The 22599-nt window shown below is 48.7% G+C and carries 10 protein-coding genes, 1 tRNA gene and 2 pseudogenes; 8 read left to right on the top strand and 5 right to left on the bottom strand.

The annotated features are described in order from the left end of the window. Positions 1–273: 273 nt before the first annotated feature. The 3 genes from EL645_RS06390 to EL645_RS06380 are packed head-to-tail and all read right to left on the bottom strand — an operon-like array spanning position 274 to position 3866. The gene (locus EL645_RS06390; protein ID WP_246035523.1) at positions 274–2790 is read right to left on the bottom strand and encodes a ComEC/Rec2 family competence protein; all 2517 of its coding nucleotides are present in this window, start codon (positions 2788–2790) and stop codon (positions 274–276) included. 36 nt (positions 2791–2826) lie between these two features. Further along, a complete protein-coding gene (locus EL645_RS06385) occupies positions 2827–3102 on the bottom strand; it encodes a hypothetical protein (RefSeq protein WP_126549247.1) in 276 nt (91 codons plus the stop codon). Further along, entirely contained in the window at positions 3102–3866 is a 765-nt protein-coding gene (locus tag EL645_RS06380) for a ComEA family DNA-binding protein (RefSeq protein ID WP_126549246.1), read from the bottom strand. Before EL645_RS06380 ends, EL645_RS06385 begins: the two co-directional genes overlap by 1 nt. A gap of 212 nt (positions 3867–4078) precedes the next feature. Between EL645_RS06380 and EL645_RS06375 the strand changes: the two genes are divergently transcribed. From EL645_RS06375 to EL645_RS06360, 3 genes and pseudogenes are all read left to right on the top strand, one after another. Beyond that, positions 4079–4150 (top strand) — tRNA-Arg (locus EL645_RS06375). 364 nt (positions 4151–4514) lie between these two features. After that, positions 4515–7226, top strand: a pseudogene (gene fxsT / locus EL645_RS06370) (FxSxx-COOH system tetratricopeptide repeat protein). 611 nt (positions 7227–7837) lie between these two features. Next, positions 7838–8845 carry an NADAR family protein gene (locus EL645_RS06360; RefSeq protein ID WP_161977171.1) on the top strand — a complete coding sequence of 336 codons (1008 nt, stop codon included), beginning with the start codon at positions 7838–7840 and terminating at the stop codon, positions 8843–8845. Between the two features lie 595 nt (positions 8846–9440). Here the strand turns inward: EL645_RS06360 and EL645_RS06355 are convergent. Continuing rightward, positions 9441–10775 (bottom strand): outer membrane protein assembly factor BamB family protein, encoded by a 1335-nt coding sequence (locus EL645_RS06355; RefSeq protein ID WP_136625177.1) that lies wholly within the window; start codon positions 10773–10775, stop codon positions 9441–9443. An 853-nt stretch (positions 10776–11628) separates the two neighbouring features. Further along, positions 11629–11892 (bottom strand): annotated as a pseudogene (locus EL645_RS06350) (HigA family addiction module antitoxin); the annotation flags it as partial. Between the two features lie 301 nt (positions 11893–12193). Between EL645_RS06350 and EL645_RS06340 the strand changes: the two are divergent. The 5 genes from EL645_RS06340 to EL645_RS43980 all read left to right on the top strand — a co-directional run bounded on the left by EL645_RS06340 (position 12194) and on the right by EL645_RS43980 (position 22587). After that, positions 12194–13792 (top strand): type I restriction-modification system subunit M, encoded by a 1599-nt coding sequence (locus tag EL645_RS06340; protein WP_126549239.1) that lies wholly within the window; start codon positions 12194–12196, stop codon positions 13790–13792. Next, positions 13776–15098, top strand: a complete 1323-nt coding sequence (locus tag EL645_RS40770; RefSeq protein ID WP_218031765.1) for a restriction endonuclease subunit S — start codon at positions 13776–13778, stop codon at positions 15096–15098. Before EL645_RS06340 ends, EL645_RS40770 begins: the two co-directional genes overlap by 17 nt. 4143 nt (positions 15099–19241) lie before the next feature. Beyond that, a complete protein-coding gene (locus EL645_RS06330) occupies positions 19242–20003 on the top strand; it encodes a DEAD/DEAH box helicase family protein (RefSeq protein WP_126549238.1) in 762 nt (253 codons plus the stop codon). Further along, entirely contained in the window at positions 19934–21370 is a 1437-nt protein-coding gene (locus EL645_RS06325; protein ID WP_126549237.1) for a type I restriction enzyme endonuclease domain-containing protein, read from the top strand. Before EL645_RS06330 ends, EL645_RS06325 begins: the two co-directional genes overlap by 70 nt. A gap of 743 nt (positions 21371–22113) precedes the next feature. Further along, complete coding sequence (locus tag EL645_RS43980) at positions 22114–22587, top strand: RusA family crossover junction endodeoxyribonuclease (RefSeq protein ID WP_126549236.1); 474 nt, start codon at positions 22114–22116, stop codon at positions 22585–22587. The last annotated feature ends 12 nt before the right edge of the window (positions 22588–22599 follow it).

Below are 22599 nucleotides of genomic sequence, written 5' to 3'. Positions count from 1 at the left end.
TTGGCCGAGTCCCTCTTAATATCAATGGATACGTAATTTTTTTTGCCCTCTAAAACTACGTGCGCTGTTGGAGCGTCGTTTCAGAGCGATGTGTGTATTTACTTACTTGTACGTATGCAAAGGTTATGGGTTGTAGCAATCAAGTGCTGAAATGCCCTTACCTGGTTGGGATAACTGCTGTGGGTTCTCGATCTCATCATATAAATTATTGTGATAAAGAGTTAGCTAAAGGTTTTCAATGCTTGTAAACAGCATAGGTACTATTCAATTTATCTATGGTGAAGCTACTTTCCAACCTTGTATATTTCCTGTGATTTCGATCGCGCCCGCTTTTATTGTGCTAAGACTGGGGATATGCGATAGTGCATCTGGTAATTTTATTTGTGTGCTGCTTGAGGTCTGCTTCTTCAGACGGATAGAGGGTGGTGTCACTATTAACAAAGAAGGGTTTGCTCGTTGTACAAGCGGTACCAATTCTTTAAGTATCGGCTGGTTACCATCTGCGACAATTTGAACTATATCAGCCTGCCATGAACTATCGGTGCTCTGGCTGGTCAACTGCGAGAGCGTATATTGACTTTGTGCGGCTGTGCCCAACAATAATAGCCGAATACCAGGAGCAATCAGGCGTATAATCAATGTATTATCCTGTACATTATTGCTGACATGGAGCTGCGCTTCTGGCCAGATGATTTGCAGCAATGTATCTTTTCCCACTGACAATGTTTGGCCACGCGCTACTGGCTGATATGAAAAATGCTGTTCCTGAATAGTTTGCCGCCAATGGGCATACATGGCAGAGGGATGGAGCATACCTCCATCGATTACTGTACCAACCTGGTAGCGGGTCACCACATCTTGTAATCCCAGCAAATGATCTGTTCGTGGAACGGTCAATACCACTACATCCAGTGAACGTTGCCAGGAAGGTAGGCGGGCATCTAATGCTTGCGCGAGCGATGGCACATCCAGTCCACCATCAATAAGCACTGTTTTTCCGTCCGCTGTGCGTATAAAGATGGCTTCACCCTGAGCTGGTTTACCAGAGGGACCGACGCGCAAAAAGGTAATAGAGATTGTTCCTGTCGCCTGTGAATGCAGCGTTGCTATGCCTGTCGTCAGGATAATCACTACGGCTATAGCCGCGTATAGTAAACGTCGAGCCTTTTTTGAGAGAAGTTTTCTTGGAGTATGCTGCTTATAGACCTTCGTGTGCCAGGAAGAGCGTGTCAATAAGAAGTAGCACAATAGTGAGAGCGATAGGTAATAGAGCCAGGCCAGGCGACTATCCAGCGTTGGAACACTTAGATAGGCACCTGGAAGTGCCGCACAGACAAGGATGCTCTGACTCATGAACCAGAGTAGAGGCCAGATCAACCAGCTACAGATAGCTCCTATTGTTAGTGAGAGCAGCCCCAAACCACAAAGGAGCAGTCCCAGGGTAATTACTATCCCCAGCAACGGGACGGTCAACATATTTGCTATAGGAGCGATAAACGAGACCTGTTGAAAGGTGAGCGCGAAGATTGGTAGCGTCGCCAGCTGTGCTGCCAGGGTTACCGCGCAGGTTTCTGCTAGAAAATGACCACCCGGTAGCCTGCATAGTGGATGGAGCCATTGTTGTATCTGTGGCGTGAACAGCACGATTCCCAGGGTGCCTAGAAATGAGAGTTGGAAGCCTGTATCCCACAGCACCAATGGATCAAGCAGACTCATGCCCAGCGCTGTAAAGGCCAGAGCCGTATAAATATTATAGGTACGCCCTAAGCGTGGGGCCAGTACCAACAGACTTCCCATAATCCCTGAACGGATAGCTGCCGCACCTGCCCCGCTTAAAATGGTGTAGGCACCAATGCAGGATAGCACAATAGCAGTACTGAGCCAGCGTTGCCAGATGCGGCGTCGCGAGCCAGGCCAGAAATCCGCTAATCGTCCAGTATAAAGCCAGCTGGTACAGCTGATGATCAATCTGGCCACTATTGTCACTTTGAATCCTGATGGCGCGATCAGGTGTGCGGTCCCGGTGACATTGAAGGCCTGGGTCAGGGGCTCCAGTTGTGGAGTGCGCAGGCCAAGCACAATCGCGATCAGTAGAGCTGCTGTGGGCTGAGGCAGCAATTGCTCAAGTAAGGTTGCGAAGTGGATGCGCCAGTGAAAGAGCCAGACCATCAGTGGATTGCCACCATGACCAATTACGGTGACGTGTGGAAACGTCATTTGCGCCAGTACATCTGCCGGACCGTGTGCCTGGGGAGCGGCCAGTTTTCCCTGTAATGTCAGGCTATCGCCATAATTTGCACCATAAGCATCCTCAATACTTGTTCCTGATATCTGAACTTCAATGGTGCCATGTACCGTTTGCCAGGTAGAAGTGCTTGTAGTCGCTATCTTATCCACAGCAACCTTTAAAATTCGTGTCCGGCCAGCCAACCTGGGCTCATCGCTTACCGTACCCTGAAGCTTTACCACTTTTGTACTGATTTGATGGGCAATCGACAGTGGATCATTGGCGGGGAGTATACTTGTATAGCGCCAGGCCCCAGAACGAGGAAAAAGAGTGCCAGTAACGGCAGGCGTATTGGTGTTATGCGCCAGTAGAGCACATTTGCCAGCAGTATCGCTATCGCGGCACAGAGTAGAAGTAGTGGAGAGAAAGAAAGCCAGTTGGCGAGAATAATGCCAGCCAGCCAGGTCGTCGCTATAACAACAATAGCTAATCCATATACATTGAATCCCGGCATCGCTGCTGGTTTTAACACTTTTCCCATCATATATTCCCCCTCCCCACATCACAACCTCAAGTGTTACCTGAATTGAGTCACGTATCTAGTGAACAATGAACTGGTGTGTCGCCATTGTTACCAACTGATTCGCATAAAAAGCCGCCACGGCGAGGCCAATGCCTATTCCAATGAATGCCCCCAGACGCTTGCCCAGGCGACCACCTTTGAGAATATTTGCATCCAGAGACGTAGCCACCATCCAGCCTAGCAGTACCCCCGACCAGCGACCAAGCAATGTCCCCAGTCCGACACCCAACAATAGACACACAACCCAGATTGCACCCTCCAGCAACATCATAAACTCATGTGTAATTGTCATTATACGGTTACCATATCCTTTATTTTTGCATAGACGGTTTTGCTTACTACTTTTGCTAACGTATCTACGGATAGAAATGGACCATGTTGTAGACGATAAGTCACAATTGTCTGTGCTGACTTGCTGCTAATCTGTAGTGCTTGACGTAACTCATCGGCACTGGCTGTATTCACATTCACTCTGGTAACCTGCGTGCTATTGCCTGGGGTACCATTTGATCCCGCTACTGGTGTCTCATTGGCATGGAGTACATAAACTTCCTGCCCATCGCTCAAATGGGTCGCCAGATTCAGCGCAGCCAGATTGGCCCCTGGCTGTGGCCCGCCGGCTGCCTGCAATAGTTGATAAACCCGCGCCTGATTTTCCAGCGTATAAACCCCGGGATGCTGGACCGCACCCGCAATATAGACCTGGATATTGCCATTGTTATCCGCATTACCTGAAGCTACAGTATCTTGAGTACTGCTCGTCGTCGCGCCGGGTGTTGAGGTTACCGCAATTTGTTGTGAAGAGGCTGACGAAGGTTGCCAGAGCCAGAAAATGCTGCCCGCCAGAGCCACCACCAGCACCACCGCCAATATCCGCGACAAGTACTGCTTCTTCATTATAGTATCTACAGGTTGGGGTATCTGTGCTAAATCCAGCTCAGCAGAAGTAGAGGCCGCAGACTCATCAGGCACCGTATAAGGCTGAGTTTGTTGCTGAGAAACATCATACAAAGACATCGTACGAGGAGGAGTTGAATTAGATTGAAAAGGCATCATAAACCGCCGCTCCCTTCTATCCACACACCAATAACCATCGTCGTCGGCACAGAATATCAGATAATTCCAAACATATCAATACATAAAAATAATGATCTTCATCGTATACATGGAAGATTAAAGAAGACGAACATGATAGCACTACCGGGAGCTCAAATAGCCCTGCATGCTGCTTGAGAAAGCTTGACGAATATGATATAGTTGCTAATGAAGTTCCCGTAGCTCAGTGGATAGAGCACCGGTCTCCGGAACCGGGTGCGCTGGTTCGATTCCAGTCGGGAACATTTGGTGTTTTTGAGCTCATATTTTGGTTTCTTTTCTTTCTGTTTTTGAGATAACCGGGTGCGTTGGACTCTCAACCGGGTGTGTATCTCTTGAAAAACCGGGTGCGCTGGTGTGGCGCGCTCTTTTTTTTGCCCGGTTTCCTCTACCGGTGCTCTATCCACTGAGCTACGGGAACTTCTGTGTGTTGATTGGTGTAGCATATCATATTTCTTCTTCTTTGTCTTGTCTTATGTTGCTTATTTTCTTGTGTTTGCTGGTTTGTGGGCGTTGGGGCGGTTCTGCGGTTTTGTTGGTTGGGTGTGGTATTGGGCCTATACGCTTGATAGTTGGATGGAATACGCATATACTTGCATGTGTAAATGAATGCTGCATTTCTGCTATTATGACGATAGAGAGGGCATGGCTATGCCTGCTGATAGGTCTGATGCTGTTGGGGTTTTTCTTTCGTATGCACATGAGGATGAGGCGTTTGCGAGGAAGTTGCTGAATCATTTGAGCGCTTTGAAGCGGCAGGGGGTGGTTTCGAGCTGGTTTGATCGCGATATTAGCGGGGGTGAGGAGTGGGCGTCGAGGATCGCTGCGGAGCTTGATAAGGCGACGATTATTGTGCTGCTGGTGAGTGCTGATTTTATGGCTTCGGAGTATTGCTATGGGGTGGAGGTGAGTCGGGCGATGGAGCGCTATGAGCAAAAAGAGGCGTGTGTGATCCCGGTGCTTGTGCGTTCCTGCGATTGGAAGGGGACGCCGTTTGAGCGGCTGCAGGCGTTGCCGAGGGATGGGAAGGCGATCAGTACGTGGGCGGATGAGGATGAGGCGTTTGTGGATGTGGTTGAGGGGATACGGAGGGTGCTGAGGGATTTGCAGGCTGATCCTGCTTTTAAGGCGGCTTCGGATACGCCTGCGCGGGTGGTGGTTGATAATATTCCGTATGCGCGCAATCCACTGTTTACGGGCCGTGAGGAGGTGCTGGGGAGGCTGTATGAGGCGCTGCATCAGGAGAAGACGGCGGCGCTGACACAGGCGATCAGTGGGCTGGGCGGGATTGGGAAGACGCAGACGGCGCTGGAGTATGCGTATCGCTATCGGGATGAATATACCCATATCTTTTGGATTACGGCCGATGCGCTGCAGACGGTGCGCTTGGGGTTGGCGGGGGTCAGTTTGCTGCTGAAGTTGCCGCTGGGTCAGGAGCAAGAGCAGGCGGTGATTATTGAGGCGGTGAAGCGCTGGATGCAGCAGCATGAGGGCTGGCTGCTGATCCTGGATAATGTGGAGTCGTTTGCGGATATTGAGGGTCTGCCGCCGCTGCATGCGAGGGGGCAGACGCTGCTTACGACGCGCTCGCAGAGTGTGGGACGTAGGGCGCACGTGGACCTGGCGACGATGGCGGTGGATGAGGGGGCGTTGCTGTTGCTGCGACGGGCGAACCTGCTGGATGTGGCTGATGCGTCGCTGGCCGGGGTGTTGGAAGAGGATCAGGCAAGAGCTAGGGAGATCACACGGGAACTGGGTGGGCTGCCGTTGGCGTTGGATCAGGCCGGGGCATATATTGAAGAAACGCAATGTGGCTTGCAGGGCTACCTGGAGCTGTATCGGCAGCGGTATGCTGATTTGCTCAGGGAGCGTGGGAGCGTTGATGATGATTATCCGGAGAAGGTGGCCACGACCTGGTCGCTCTCTTTTGAGAAGGTCCAACAGGCCAGTTCGGTGGCTGGAGACTTCTTAGCGGTGTGTGCCCTGCTGGATCCTGATGCGATCCCGAAAGCGCTTTTTGATCAGGGGGCCGAGGCGCTGAGTCCTGTTCTGACGGTGTTGGGTGGCGATGGGCTGGCATTTAATGAGGTAATGCGCCATCTGCTGCGCTATTCGCTGATTCGGCGCAACCCCAACCAGACGTTGACGATCCATCGGCTGGTTCAGGTGGTGTTGCAAACGAAGATGAGCCAGCAGGAGCTACGAGTGTGGTCTGAGCGTGTGATGAAGGCCCTGGCGCTGAGCGCGCCGCCGGTTGATTATGAACAGGATCATTGGCCACGTTGCCTGGAGTATCTGCCTCAGGTGCAGCGGGGTGTGGAGTTGATTGAGCAACAGCAATTCACTTTTGTTGAGGTGGCGCAGCTTTTTCATTGGTTTGGCAAGGTACAGTATCGGCAGGCACGCTATCAGGAGGCTGCACCACTCTTGCAGCGGGCGCTCGCTATAAGTGAGCAAGTTGTAGGAACTGAGCAACCCCTGGTGGCGACGATTTTGGATGACCTGGCTGAACTGTATCGTCAGCAAGCAAAATATCAAGCAGCCGAGCCACTCTATCAGTGAGCGTTGCAGATTCGCGAGAAGGTCTTAGGAGAGAAGCATCGTGATACGGCCACTAGCATCAGTAATTTGGCATTGCTCTATAGCCAGCAAGCAAAATACAGTGATGAGGAGCTACTCCTGCGACGAGCATTACAGATCCGGGAAGAGGCGTTGGGAGGAGAGCATTCCGAGACTGCTACAAGTATACATAACCTGGCAGCATTGTATCGGGCGCAGGGACGATATGGGGAGGCGGAGCCGTTGTATGAGCGGGCGCTGCAGATTCGAGAAGATGTGTTGGGAGGGCAGCATCCTGAGACGGCGATGAGCCTGGGGAATCTGGCAGCATTGTATCAGGCGCAGGGACGGTATGGGGAGGCGGAGCCGTTGTATGAGCGGGCGCTGCAGATCCATGAAGCGGTGTTGGGGGGGCAGCATCCCGAGACGGCGACGAGCCTGGGGAATCTGGCAGTATTGTATCAGGAGCAGGGACGATTGCAAACAGCGCTTTCGTTCTGTAAGAGGGCATTAACGATTTGGGAAAATGTGCTGGGGGAGCAGCATCCAGATACCGCCAATAGCTTGAATAATCTGGCGATGCTGTATGTTCAGCGGGATTTATATTCGCTGGCGATGCCGTTGTTTAAAAGGTCGTTGGCTATTTGTGAGCAGGTGTTGGGTGCGAAACATCCCGATACACAGCGGGTTCGGAAAAATTATGAGGAGTTGCGGGCGAGGATGCGGCCTGCTCAGGGGGGACGTAAGAAAAAGAAGCGCTAGGCGGTGAGTGGGATTGCGCTTTGGGGAAGCATGGAGCGGTGGTGGAGATATGGGGTTGATGGGTTATAAAGGGTGATTGGTTCGTGGTGGTGTGGGGTGGCTGGTCGGGCCGAGGCGTTTTGGCTGGTGGTGCCCTTGCAAGGGGCGTGGGGGTGATTGAGAACTTGAGAATGGGAGATGTGTGGAGATGAATGCTTTGTGGATGGTTGAGGGTCAGTGGGGTGGTTGCGCTTATTGGAGATGTATTGAAATAAATAAATAAGAAAATCTTTTTTATTGGCGTATGATCTATGTTCTTATGTTATGGGTTGGTGGGGATTTTGTGTGGTTGGTGGGATGTCTGGGATGGTTGGAGTTGGGGGCGTGGGTATAAAGGGGGTTGGCGGTGGGCGTTGTCTTCCCTTGCATGGGGTAAGGGGATTAGTTGTGCTGGTGGGCCTGGTTGGGTGGGGCGGAGGAGATGATGATGGGTGAGCTCTGAAAAGAATTGGATGCATTTTTGCGGGTAAGGAGTGATGTATGCCGTATCGGAATTATACGTATCGGGTAGAGGATGGGGAGCGGATTCGGGGAGCTGGCGCCATGTCTTTATCAGGAATGGGACGTATTTTTTGAGTGATCTGAAGGTGTATGCCGATGGGATGATTGATTGCTGGGGGCTGGTGGATCTGGCGACGTTTCGTCAGCAGGTGGCATCGGGGTGGGTGGCGACGACTTTTCCACAGGGCGCGCGGGGGCATGCTGATGATCTGGTGATGTGGGAATTTGATGAGCCGTGGACGATGATTACGGCGGAGGGTTTGATCGCGGAAGTCGCGGATGAGATTGAGTATCTGGCGGGGCGGCCAACGCTGGAAGAGCGGTGCCTGGCGGCGCTTGATCGCTATGTGGAGGCACAGGATGCTGAGCGGCTGGCGGTGCTGCGGGAGGCGTATCTGGCCGTGCCAGAGCATCAGCGCCGGTTTTTGCTCCATGATCAGGATGCGAAGGACTGGCCGCTGCGTACGATACTGACTCCTATTGGTGAGTCGGTGACGGTGAGGCCGGATGGGACGCCTGAAGATCCCGTGGAGGAGGCTGACCATGAGGCGGCGATGGAGTATTTTCGCCGGAGTAAGGCGGAGGATCAGCGCTTTCGAGCCGCGGCCACGCGTTGGCAAGATGCTCCGGTGACGGCCAGCCCTTCGGTCGTGCGCTTTCAAGCACCGAAGGGTGAAGCACTGTATCTGGCCAATGACTATCCCGCTCCGATCACGCTCGATGGACGCGTGTATGCGACGGTGGAACATGCCTATTGGGCGTTGGCGACGACTGATGCGGATGCGCGGGAGCAGATCATCCAGGCGCAGACGGCGGGGGAAGCACAAAAGATAGGGCAGCAGGCGCCGCTGCGAGCCGATTGGAATGTGGTGCGCCTGGCGGTGATGACGCGCCTGGTGCGAGCGAAGTTTCAGCAGCATCCTGACCTGGCTGAGCGGTTGATGGCTACGGGTGATGGACGCCTCCTGAATGGTCAGGATCGCAGCCGCTATTGGGGCGCCCTGGACCAGGGACGCAACTGGCTGGGGCGCATCCTGGAATTGGTGCGGGCCGAACTCGTGGAGAGTGCGCACTCGTGATGGAGAGCATGTGATGAGTGTGTATGGAAGAATGAAACGATGTGGAAGAACAAGTGGTATTATCTCTGGTTGATTGGTGCCCTGATATTATTTATGGGTGTGATGGTTGAATGTTACGAAGCTATGGTTACAGAGCATAATCGAGTCGTTTACCATTTCTCGTTTGCTGCGTATTGTGCGTGTATGGGGGCTTATCAGCTGGCTATGTTTATACGCTCCCATAAGGCTCATAAGTAGGAAGCGGGTATACATGAGCTCTGTATTTAAAGAGAAAGAGAGCAGGTGTTTTGCATCTCACCTGTGACTGGTTTCATGGGGTGCAATTTGTTGTCTCTACATTCAGTGTGCTTGCTTGTTACGTATAGAAGATGATGTTGAAAATGAGGTATTTGAAGGGGCCTATGTCTTTTAGGGGGGAAGGAGGGGGAACCAAGAAAAAATATTTTTCTCTATTTTGGCCTTCCATTCTGTGATATGTGATGCATTTCAATGCCGAGACGAGAGGATAAACTGGGGCGTGCTTGAGGCTGTCCTCTCGCCTCGTTGTTTGTACAAAATGATTGGAAATATGCAATTTGGTCAGAAATGCTGATAACTATGGGAATGTTGATTTAATAATTTGCGAATTTTGTGTCGACCAGAGTATTTTACCTGCGGCAGGATCAAAGCTAGTAACATTATTGGCTATTGATGATGTGATAAGGCTATTCGCGTCAGTCATGTATAGGTTATTTTTTGTTGTATTAATCTCCATGTTACTGGCATCGACCGTTTGCTTCCAAAGCAATGCTCCTGTGTGTGAATTGTAGGCGTAGAGCGTTTGTGGGCCAAGGGCATATATGTGTCCCTGTCCAATCGCGAGGGATTGATAAGAGTCGGTGCTTTGATTTGTCCATAGCTTTGAACCATCTTTGGTGTTAAGTGCCAGGATATCACCTCCGCCTGGTCCTGTTTTGAAGTAAATTCCCTGATCTCCAACAAGCATTTTACTGATATCATTACTGTCGGTTAGTTGGCGATATTGAATTTCCCATCCTGCCTTGCCCGTAAGCCTGTCGACCTCTCTTACAACCTGGTTGTTGTATTCATATATATTGAAGTCAGGTGTGAGTACAATGCTAAATGGATTCGAAAAATCCTCCTTGTTCGTGGTTAAAGTATCATAGCTCCAAATGGTTTTTCCAGTCTGCGGATCTAATACATAGAGCGTATGATCACCCAGGGCGGCTTGAAGATAGAGGGCATCAGAAGCTAGATTGAGCTTATCGAAATTGTACGCTGCATATTCATGGTGATACCAGACTAATTTGTGACTGGTGAGATCAAATGCTGCCGCTCCATAGCTTGTTCCCATGTAGAGGATATTGTTGCTCACCTCGGTGCTCTGAATGCTCGTATCGTTCTGAACTATCCCTAATTCATCCGTTGTTTGCAAGGGAAGGTTTTGACGCCATCTTAGTGAGCCATCCTGGATATTAAATGCATACATAACCAGGGGTTGGTCATCTGAGATGGCCGAGGATTGGCCGCCGAGTACTGCTATATAGACGGTATCTTTCGTTACCACTGGATCGCTGGCAGGTTTATTGTTGAGCGGCTCATTCCATATTACTTTGCCATCACTTAAGCGGGTCGCTGATATGCTGTGATCTGTGGTGGTATAAAGGATATCCGTGGTCAATTTGATGTTTCTATTGTAGTCGGCGCCATCCAAGGGATAACTTTTCTGTATCTTGATGTGTCCGGATTGTACCTTGTAGGAATTGAGCGTGCTTGTTGTTGATGCATCAAAACCATAAAAGACAGGAGATATGTCTTTGGCTGGCGTGGGAGGTTTTGCGGTTTTTTGGGTACTGGCCGGATTGTTGCAGCCAGCTACTAGCAGTAAGGCGAGAAGCAGAAATATTGCTTTCATGTGTCTAACAGTCACTATACGATTCCTTTCGTTATACGGCTGTAAAGATCAGATGTGTAAAGGCATCAGGAAAATTTGGATCTACATGAAAAATATACAATTTTAGATGCTATATGTCAATTTTATGATATAAATGTGCTAAGAGCGTATCTTTTCTAGTAAAAAGTAGATTGATGCAATAGTTTAAATATAATATAGATGACGCCAGGCCCTTTGTTTGCCTGTTTGTCCTTCTTCAGCATAGATCTGGTCGCCAGATGTAGATGGCTAGGAAAGTGCCACAGATCGGCCACCATGCGCTGCTATGCTTCAACTGGAGTGTGGTGCGCATGGCGATCATAACATACTTTAGGATGTTAATAATTACTTATTGATCATTTACTATAAATAATGCTAATCTCCTTATAAGGGCAAATGAATTTTAAGCATACTTTTTTGATTTGAATTTCTTTAACTATGTATTACTATATTCAGGTTCCACTATGAAATTAATGAATGATATACCTGTTGGGAAAAATGAGCATGACGTTGTTGTTGCGGCGGAAGATGAGGAGCGGCTTATAATACACTAATTTTTTTCTAAATTCTAGCTAGTTAAGCTGTTCATGAAGTTATTTCAGGCTCTTATAGTGGTTATTACTCGATGGAATGATGAAAAGCGATTATAAACAATGTTTGTGCGATGGCTGGGGTAGCTGGTGACACGGACAAAAGGGGGCAGCGGTGAGCCGTGGCCTTCCTCTTTGCACATTTGCTTTTGCGCTGCACCATTTTAAGCGATCATCACCAGTCAATACAACAGAACAACTACTCCCTGCAGATGTGTATTAGCAGGGAGTAGTTATTTAGAACCACGAGTTGAGCTCTACCTTGCCAGGGACTCACGATAGCGTTGCTCTCTCTTTAACCAGAAAGATGCAGGTATGCGTAAGACGCGCTCTAGTTGTAGTGCCGTTTCAGCTGTGATTGTAGCTTTTCCTTGAATGATCTCGTTAATTGTTTTGATGGGGCGTTCCATGCGCTTTGCAAGCTCTGCTTGTGACATACCCATCGCGTTTAAGGTTTCTAAAAGAGTTTCTCCTGGTGCGGAAACATAATCAGGTCGATACTCGTTTTGCAGAATATTAGTCATGATAATCCTCTACTGCAAGAACTCTAATCACTGTTACGTTTGTCCAATCTAAATCACCATCAGCTTTCTTTGGAGTTGGGTCATTTGCTGGTTCAAAAATTAATCTATAAGGATGCTCCACATCTACAGCTAACGTCCCTTTCCTATTTGTTATTGTACTGTGTTTGCCTTCCACCAGAATTAGATAGTATTCAGTTTGATATATTTAATTGGGTGTATAGAGGTGGTTTAATCTCTTTTCTGCCGTCTTAACTTCTGCTATACTTGTAGTGCATTTCCACCATGAGAAAGGGATCGTGCTGTGTTACCAAATATTTTTGAGATTGAAGATAGGCTATGGGACTCGGCGGATGCGTTGCGGGCGAATACGCATTTGCGGGCTTCTGAGTATTCGGTGCCGGTGTTGGGGTTGATCTTTTTGAAGTTCGCTGATAATAAGTTTCAAAAGGTGAAGGCTCAGCTAGAGGCGGAGCATGAGCCGGTGATGGGGAGTCGCTATGTGCCTGGTCCGTCTGCCTATCATGCTCAGGGGGCGATCTATTTGGAGCCTGAGGCGCAGTATGGCTATCTCCTTGGATTGACCGATCAGGATAAACGCCCGGAGGCGGTGAATAAAGCTATGGCCTTGATTGAGGCGAAGAATCCTGATTTGAGTGGTTCGTTGCCGACACAGGGCTATAACGATCTGGATAATCGGACCCTGGGTGGACTGTTGCGCAGCTTCTCGATTATCTCTTTTGATCCGGATATGGAAGGCGATCCGTTTGGGCGTATCTATGAGTATTTTTTGAGTAAGTTTGCCTTGAAAGAGGGGCAGCATGGCGGTGAGTTTTATACGCCAACCTCGCTGGTCAAGCTGATCGTGGAGATTATTGAGCCATTTCAGGGTATGATCCTGGATCCCGCCTGTGGCTCGGGTGGTATGTTTGTACAGAGCGCGCAGTTTGTGCGTGAGCATACCCGGGAGGGGAAGCCGAACCACGATATCTCTATTTATGGACAGGAAAAGACTCTGGGTACGGCGCGGCTGTGTAAGATGAATCTGGCCGTCCATGGTCTGGCTGGTGATGTCAAAGATGGCAATAGCTATTATGAGGATCATCATGATTCGATTGGCCACTTTGATTTTGTGATGGCGAATCCTCCTTTTAATGTGAATGGAGTGGAGAAGGCTCGCCTTAACAATAATCGCTATCCCTTTGGCATTCCCAGGGTTGATAATGGTAACTATCTGTGGATACAGATGTTTTATAGCGCTCTTAAGAAGACGGGGCGCGCTGGCTTTGTGATGCCGAACTCGGCCAGCGATGCGCGCGCTTCGGAGCAAGAGATCCGCCAGCGATTGATCGAGGACTATAGCGTTGATGTTATGGTTTCGGTGGGCTCAAATTTCTTCTATACTGTCACTCTCCCCTGTACTCTCTGGTTCCTTGACAAAGGCAAACGCGATGGCGAGCGCCGCGACAAGGTGCTCTTTATCGATGCTCGCGACATCTACCGGCAGATTGACCGCGCCCACCGCGAATTTACACCGGAACAGATTGAATTTATCGCCAACATTGTTCGTCTCTATCGGGGTGAGCCGCCCGAATATAGCAAAGGCAGCGAAGAACTGGTTAAAGCAACCTTCCCCGATGGTGTGTATGTCGATGTGGCGGGACGCTGTAAAGTCGCCACCATTGAAGATATCAAAAAGCAAGGTTGGAGCCTCAATCCAGGCCGCTATGTAGGCGTTGCCGAGCGCGCCCCCGACGACTTTATCTTCAAAGAAAAGCTGCAAGAGCTCAATGAAGAACTTGAAACCCTGAATGTTGAGGCGCATGATTTAGAAGCTCAGATCAGTGAGAATGTGAATCGGTTATTAGAAGAGGATGATTCAAATAATGCCGAGAGAAATTGATTGGAAATTAGAGCCTATAGAATCTGTATGCTTTGGTATATATGATGGTCCTCATGCAACTCCTAAACCTTCTTCTGAAGGAGCAATATTTCTAGGTATTGGCAATATTACTGAAGATGGTCGATTGGATTTAGTTGAGAAAAGGCTTATTTCGGAAGAGGAATTTCCTAAATGGACTAAACGTGTATTGCCTCGAAAAGATGATATTGTTTTTACTTATGAAGCTACTTTAAATCGTTATGCAATCATTCCTGAAGGCTTCAGAGGCTGTCTCGGTCGTAGGTTAGCGCTAATTCGTCCAAATCCGCATAAAATTGACACGCGTTTTTTGTTTTACTACTTCTTTAGTGATGAATGGCGTAAAACAATCTCTAGTAATATTATTTCAGGTTCTACTGTAGATAGAATACCTATTATCTCATTTCCTAAGTTTCCTGTACGTGTTCCACCTCTACCGATCCAAAAGAAGATTGCGGGTATTCTTTCGGCCTATGATGATCTAATCGAGAACAATACGCGGCGCATCGCTATTTTGGAGGAGATGGCGCGTATGCTCTATCAGGAGTGGTTTGTCAATTTCCGTTTTCCTGGACATGAAGATGTGAAGATGGTGGAGTCGCCGTTGGGAATGATACCTGAGGGGTGGAAGGTGAAGAAATTGGGAGATGTTGTGGAGCTAGCTTATGGCAAAGCTTTGAAAGCTGATGATCGGATTGCTGGAGATGTACCAGTTTATGGTTCTGGTGGCATTGTAGGTTTTCATAATGAGAAACTTGTAGATGGTCCAGGTATCATTGTTGGTAGAAAAGGAAATGTGGGTAGTGTTTTTTTGTCTGATCTAGGTTTTTATCCTATTGATACTGTTTTTTTTGTGTGCTCAGAAATTTCCTTGTATTACGTATACTATAATTTGCTCAGACAAAATTTCATTAATAATGATGCTGCCGTACCTGGGTTGAATCGTCATCAAGCATATTCTTTGCCCTTTTTGTTGCCTAATGATATGCTTCGCAAGAAATTTGAAGATTACACTAAAGCTATTTTTCGGACGAAAGCGAATCTGACTTCTAGAAACGCCAACTTGCGCCGGACGCGTGATCTGCTGTTGCCGAGGCTCATCTCGGGGGAGATAGATGTTTCTTCGTGGGTGGAAAATGAGCCTGTGGAGGAGATGGGGGCAGATAAGGGTGGGGATCTGGTGATGGCTGCGGTGGGAGCGAAGGTGGCGCGGGTTGAGCCATCGGGGGAGGCGGTGCGGCCGATTGATGCGAAGAGTTTGACATGGCATTCGCTGTGGGATGAATAGGGTGGCCTGGGCGATGCAGCGTTTAAAAGAGTCGGCAAGTGTTCTTTTGGATGTTGCGCTTGCCGCTGCGTTTTCTTCTATAGGTGACTTTTCTTCTGATAGGAAGATCGGGCCACATTTGATGATAGATACAAAATAAGCTATACTTGACTACGATCCAGTTTGAGGCGAGTCAGAGGTAGAGGAGGCATGGGAGAATGACAACCAGTCCTGTTAAGGTTGTGTTGGTGTCTTCTGCAGTTGTTCGTTACTGTTCCGGTCTCGTCAGTCCATGTTTTTTTCTTGCTTCTCCAGTGGTATCATGCCATGAGCAAATTTCTGGGTTTGCTTGATTGACTGGCGTCTGGGTCTATGGGTATTGCACCATTGATGTTCTTCTGGTTTATCTGCGTCTGGCGTTACTTTTTTACTGTGTTGTACTTCTAATCTGTCCAGTAACAAAACATGAAGGTGGTTATATGCGGAAGATATTTATCGCGCCTCTATAAGATTGAGCGCTGGATGGCCTATTTATGGTATCGCTAATCCCATCGAATTGGCCGTTTGTTAGTGGATTGTTCATATTGATTTCTAATATTGTAGAGGCGTAACGAATGCTATAGTCGGTGCTCTCAGGTAGTATTCGGCCTCTTGCAAGACTACCTTCTGTTCAGTATTCTAGCTGGTTGTCTACGTGCGTTTCACTTTTTTGAATTCCTAGTCTCTCCTTGTGCTTTCTTAATCTGCTCTCGCCTTTTTTGGCACCTTGATTCTCTTGATGCCTTATTTAGAATCGAGAGAGCGTGCGTGTAGAGTACTGGTTCCCTGCATGCTAGGGTGCACAGTCTGATTGCGTTTGCTGTGTGTCGCTGAGCTTAAGTGTTCCGTTTTGTATGGCTCTTCCTGGATTTCTAAAAATCCGATTCGATTTCTGGTGTCCATCTACTGTGCTGGTGCTGTTCTGTGTGTGTTAGGCACACGCTTAGCTGTTAGTTAGTCTTTCTTGTGTGCGTTTTCGGTTGTCGACACACGGCTTGTTCCGTCATGTTGCTGAATGTATGTTTCGCGCTAGGAATGTTGATTTGGCTAGCCGTATGATGGCTCTTCCCTGCTGAGCTTGCTCTTATGACGTGCTACGCCAAATGGCAATGCGTCCATGAGTTTCGTATCCGCCGTAAGAACTGAGTCTGGCGTGCGCACTAGATGTTATCTTCCAAGAGATTGTGTGAAGTTTAGCTTTGGGTTTGGCTCTGCACGCGAGTACTGAATCTGTCTGGTCGGCAATTTCTTGCTCGTCGACGCGGGAAGACGTAATAAGCCTTTCTGTGCCTTCGGTTGCTTTTCGGGTGCTTTATTCTCAACTGTCATCGAGAGGCACACACGTGCACGTTTTTTGTCGCCTCGGGTATTTTTGATGAGTTGTTGTTGCTTTCTATAGGTGCGTATTTCATTGTATCGTTGGGCGACTCGAGGGTGATGTAGTTTCTTGTTGTTCCAGAAATGTCTCGTCGATAGCAAGCGGTGACGGTTGACTAATAACTCGGTTAGTTTGGGATAATTGTTTAGTTGACCTTGAACCGGGTAACGTTTTGGTGTTCATACTGATTAGAATCCTCAGATCATGTAGTTGGACCTGTTATCCCGTGAGATTCCAAGTATGGGTGTTATTGTTGGATGTGCTTGCTAAGGTTGGGCTTCTATCTTCGTGCTCATCCGACGTGATACGCTCGACACATTGTGTTGTGTGGGTTTTCCCGTTTTCTAGGACGACCATCGTAGATGGTCCAGGAACAACACGGAGCCGAGCCAGTCTACTGGCAATAGTACTCGCCACATGTATTTGAGATACCAGTTCTTAGCGGTGGTTGCTACTTCATTTGGTACGCTTTGCAGGATTGTTGATTCTCTGACGCACGAATCTTAGTTCTGAATGCTGTTGAACGAATCTCGCTGTCGATATGTGTTTCGCATCTCTCACTCGGATGCGTGCACTTATGTAAAGAAATACTCCTTTATCGCCTCACAAATATTTGCGTAGCGAAATCTATCTGTACATTATAGTCTCTGTGCGTGTACAGTGGTAGTCCGCTCTGCTGTGAAGATGGACTGCGATGGGTTTGCTCGTAGTGCTTCTTGAAGCTAGCTGGACCTCCCTGATGATTAAATCTCAGACTGTTTGCCCGTCTCGTGGTTCCGGCTCGATTAACTATGTTATGAGATGTTAATATGGTCGCGCAGACTCAAAGGGACTGCGGGTCGTCTGTGCACGTTACTGTGGCACACGCTTGCGCGAATTCTTGACATCTTCGAGTACTCCTGCGCTATCGTGCTCGATCATTTTATTTTGTCGCGACTGTATTCCATTTGCGGTTTCTGACGTTTTGTCGGAGAGTAAATGGTATGTGGCTTCTATAATCTCCACATAGAGCCTCATGCTTATGATGCTAGTCTATTAAATACCTGGCCTTGTTGGGCTGACAGTTGGGCTTGGAAGCCGCCTTTGTTCGCGTTTAATCTACGCGGGTATAGTTGTCTCTTCGTGATCAGATCGTATGACTCAGACTCTGATATCAGTACATTGCTAGAGTCGTTGGCTAGACGCATAATGCTCTCGTCTATACAAGTATGTGCCTAGTGTGGCGCTCTGGGTATCTTATGCTTTTTGCAGCACTATCCATTTTCGCCGTCAGGCGCCTGTATTGACTTCTATTATGAAAACCATCCGAACAGGCGGCTTCTCCAGCTGGGCGTGTGTCTGATATACTCATTTCAGGAGCTATCAGATATTCAGATTGCGGTGTTTTGCTGAAGAGCGATTTCCACGCCCTGGGCCATCTGTTCCCACTAGCATTTTTGCCGTGCTGCGATGTCTTAATGTGACTGGATATATTATAGCCAGAGCTGAACCTTGGTATGCGGTCTGTTAGGATACGATTATAAATATAATGTGTGTTCTGTTTGGCGGCAACGTCTTGAAGAGGACCTTTGATGGATACAGTCGTGATTCTCGAGCCTCCAGCAGCTTGGGCGATATGCGTCGGCTCAGACTCTTATGATACTGATCAATGCTCAAAGATGGGCTCAAGCACGACAGGGCGTCAAGCTGGTCTGCGACGCCTGCGACTGGAGGCTTGATGTAGACATAGCTTCAGAGCAGCCACAGCCTTTATATCGTGAGCTCTGGCTGTTGATTCGCATTATTTCGATTATTCGTCTATGTATAATGCGACAAGTATACCCGGAGGGAGGGATTGCACATACTTTTTTATCCGCTTACTCAATTGCTTCTGACCTGTCTAGTTTGGCGTAGTCGCTGGGATTGAACTGTAATGCCTGTTCTATCGAACTGGTATTGTTCACTCGTGTAAATATCCCCCTTATGTCGATGTTGCGCGTTTGTCTGGCAATTTCCTGGGTTCTCTTGTATGCGCATGACCTCTCGATATCGCGAGACTCTGAACGATACAGCGGTCATTGTACGTTCCTCTTCTGGTACACGTAGTATAATCGTCCTTCTGAGATGCCGCTAAGATCGGTCATTTCGCCAGCAGCTGGGCTAATTTTTTCTTGATTGGTAATCGTCCCGTGGGACTATCTAACGAACTTCCTGTTGATTTGTACGTCACTCAGTTTGCAAGAGTCTTCTGATGTCTACTCTTTGGAGCACTGCCAGGAGTATGTATGTGTCTCTGTCATACGGCTCTCTCGTCATTCTCTGAGACTTTCATTACTTACGCGTTCGAGCTTGCCGCATTAAGGTAGGACGTTAAATCCGTCGTCCTGTGTCGCCACCTATGTTATTATCTTGGTTTTCTTGACGTCTCGTCTAATTTGTTGGCGCCTCATAGAGACATGCAGAGCTGAGTAAGATCAAGCTGAGCTGCTGTGGTTCTGTTTCTGCAGCTGGCAGTTTGGCGGAGTCGTCTACTCGGCATGTGTCATTCCGCGTGTGTTCAACAAGTCCGGTAGCTGCCGGGGTCCGATGCTTGGTCGCCTTTGTCATCTCACTATAGTGTGGAGTCTTGCACAAGATTTTGTAAAACTCCGCTGGTGGCGCGGGATTGTATTGCGCGAGAGATAGATAGTTCCTCAGGCGCCATGTCGCGTAGCTAGGTTAGTAAACAACTTTAGGATGGCTCATGTTATTCCTCCAGCGATTTTAGTATATATAATCTACGATATCTTTCTGCCTGTTGGCCACTGCATCCTGAGGAGCTTAAATATTCTATCGACTTAAAAGCGGGGCAGAGTATTCGCCTATCATTGCGCCAGAATATCGTTGTTTTTGCTGATGAGGCGCACCGCACGCAATATGATACCTTTGCGCAAAACATGCTCGATGGTTTACCCAATGCCTCTTTCATCGGTTTCACCGGCACCCCACTTATCCAGGAAGAGGAACAAGCTACGCGAACCAGGTTTGGCGAATATGTCAGCGTCTATAACTTCTCTGATGCAATTAAAGATCGCATTACGGTTCCCCTCTTCTATGAGAACCACACTCCTGAGATGGTCCTCAACGACCCCGAATTCGCCGAGGCCATGAAACGCCTGGTGGCCGATAAACAACTTGATGATGAGCAAGAGAGAAAACTCAAGATTCAGTTACTCAGAGAATACAGTCTGCTCACCAAAGACGAGCGCTTAGAGTGGGTGGCGGAAGATATCGTCAACCATTTTATGCAGCGAGGCTACAAGGGCAAAGCTATGGTTGTTTCCATAGACAAACCCACCGCGATCAGGATGTACGAAAAAGTGCAGCGGATCTGGCAGCAAGAGATCACCCGTCTGGAAGCACTTCACCAGGGCGAACCAGACCCCTCAAGCGCGAGGTTCTCGCCAAACGCATTGTTTATATGCGTGACACAGATATGGCTGTCATCATCTCAGATATTTCACCTGATGATAAGCGTTTTGAGGAGCTAGAGCTGGATATTACGCCTCATATGCAACGTTTGCACAACGAGAACCTTGAGGAGTCTTTTAAGCGTGAAGACAATCAGCGCCTCTTGCCCACTTCGGGTAAAAAAGCTCTGAGGCTGGTTTTTGTATGCGGAATGTGGATCACTGGTTTTGATGTCCCCTGTCTCTCTACCATCTACCTGGATCGCCCTATGGAGGGCCATACCCTCATGCAGACGATTGCCCGTGCCAATCGTGTCTATGACCAGGAAAAGATTACCGGCTTAATTGTCGATTACGTTGGTTCATTTGATCAACTGCTCAAGGCCCTCACCATTTATGCCTCCAGCAACGTGAATGCGCCCCAGGATGTTCAGGTTGGCGATAAGAGTGAGCTTATTAAGCGCCTGGATAGTGCCCTGGCTCGGATTGCAACGGTGTGCCAGCGGTATGGTATTGATATCCCGCTTAACCTGCAAAACCTGGAAAAAGCCAGGACGCTGGACGAGCGGCGCACGATTATCCTGGATACAGCAGATGCGCTACTAGTGAGCGAAGAAAGCAAATGGTCTTATCTCTCTGAGGCCAGCGAAGTCAGTAACCTGTACAAAGCCATCCTGCCAGATAAACAGGCCGGCCAGTACAGTCCACGTGTCTATCTATTGCAGACAGTAGCTGAAGAGATTGCGGCTGCCAGCGATGGCGCCGATATTCAGGACGTACTTTTTCAAGCTAGAGACCTGGTAGCGGATTCAATCAGGCTTACTGGCGCCGTACATGAGTCAGTGGCGCCACCCTATCTACCCGATGGTCATTTTGACTTGAGTAAAATTGATTATGATGCCCTGACAAAAACAATGCGCCAGGGACATAGCAACCTCAAGGCTGAACAACTGCGCAGCCAACTCTCACAAAAACTAGAGCAGATGGTCAAACAAAATCCAACGCGTGTTGATTATCAGGAGGCATTGGCCCAAATTGTCCATAGAAACAACGATAATAGTGCCGTCAACTCCCTTTATCCTCAGGAACTGATAGACCTCACGCGTAAAGTACACGAAGAGGAATTGCGCGCCAAGCGTGAAGACTTAAGCGAAGAAGGGCTGGCTATCTTCGACTTGATTATACGCCAGGGGTCGGAACTCTCTGCCGAAGACAAAGAGAAAGTCAAAGCCACAACGCGTGCGCTGCTTGCCTCTTTAGATCGGCAAAACATAGGCATCGACTGGCAAAAAAAGCAAGAGACCAGTGGCAATGTCCAGGATACGATTCAGCGTGTGCTTGATGGACTGCCGAAAGTATACGATAAGGCCACCTATGAGCAACAATGCCTGGAAGTCTTTCAGTACGCTTTAACGCACTATGAAGGTAAAGGAAAGAGTCTTGCTTAGATTCTTTTAGGACTAAGCAGCGGTGTGAGTACGTTCGCTTAATAAAGTTATTGTAGAACCAGTTAGCAAGCAGGCTGAAGTTTTAAGCCAGGATTGGAACATCGCTTAGTAAACAAAGAGTGCTAATGAAGATGGCATCTTCTCTAGCACTCTTCTCTTTTTTGGATAGTAGGCATGATTATTTGCTGATACTTTTGCCTCTCGCTTTCTTTTTTTTTATTAATTTTGCGTGTTCACAGGTTGTATATGTCGCAATGTGTCTGTTTGTTATGATAACTTGCGCAAGTTAACGTATATTGACGTAAGTTTTCATTCGTAAAATGATAATTTGGGACTATGAGTATAGTGTAATATATGTGTCTCATGCTCGGCAGTCCAGAGGGGCTAGATGGGCATGGCAGGCACGAAAATTGGTGGAGAGGGGTTGGTTGTCGGGTGGTGTGGACTCAAGCCTTTATGATGTGGTTTTCGGGTATAGGACCGGCGCGGTAGGTTGCGTATTCTTTACCGTTGCGGGGCCTTTTTGTTGTTCATCTAGATGATAGGAGCCTCGGCGGTGAGTGCCCCGATGGCCCATCGTGCCCACGAGGACGATGCGTTGCTATTTTGGTACTTTATTGGTTGAAGATGTTGAGGATATACTGGCTGCGTTCTCCCGTTATGCTATCCAGTTGGGATTGAGGCGGCGGAGATACATGTTTGTTTTGTCGATGTGATGATGTGAGGTAGAAAGGGAACTTCTTATGTTGGCGAAGGAGATGAGTAGTAGTTGGGATGAGGTGGTGGCGGTGTCGAGTGCGCCGTTTTTTCGGGGGCGGTTGCCGTTGCCGCCAGGGGTGAATCAGAGTTATCAGGTGGTGCGGGCGGCTGGTCGGAAGGGGGCGCGGGGACGTATCGGGCCTTCGGCGGCTCTGGAGATGTTTAAGGCGGAGGCGGCACTGGTGCTGGCTGATGGGGATGCGACGCATCAGGATTGGTCGCTGATCAATGCGATTCGGGGGAGTAAGCGGCATGTTTCGTTGGTTGTGCATGTGGCGTTTTTCTTTCCGACGCTGTGGAAGCGGGATGTGGATGGAGGGATTAAGGCGGTGGTGGATGCTGCGTTTGCGCGCATGGAGTTGAATGATAATCTGGTGGTGCGCTTGACGGCAGAGAAGTTTGTGGATGCGGATGATCCAAGGTGTGAGGTGACGGTGAGCTGTGTGGTGGGGCGGTAGAAGGAGATATTG

This window comes from Dictyobacter kobayashii, assembly GCF_003967555.1.
GTDB classification, from domain to species: Bacteria; Chloroflexota; Ktedonobacteria; order Ktedonobacterales; family Ktedonobacteraceae; genus Dictyobacter; species Dictyobacter kobayashii.
The sequence above is the reverse complement of the archived record's forward strand: the minus strand, read 5'-3'. Positions and strand labels throughout refer to the sequence as shown.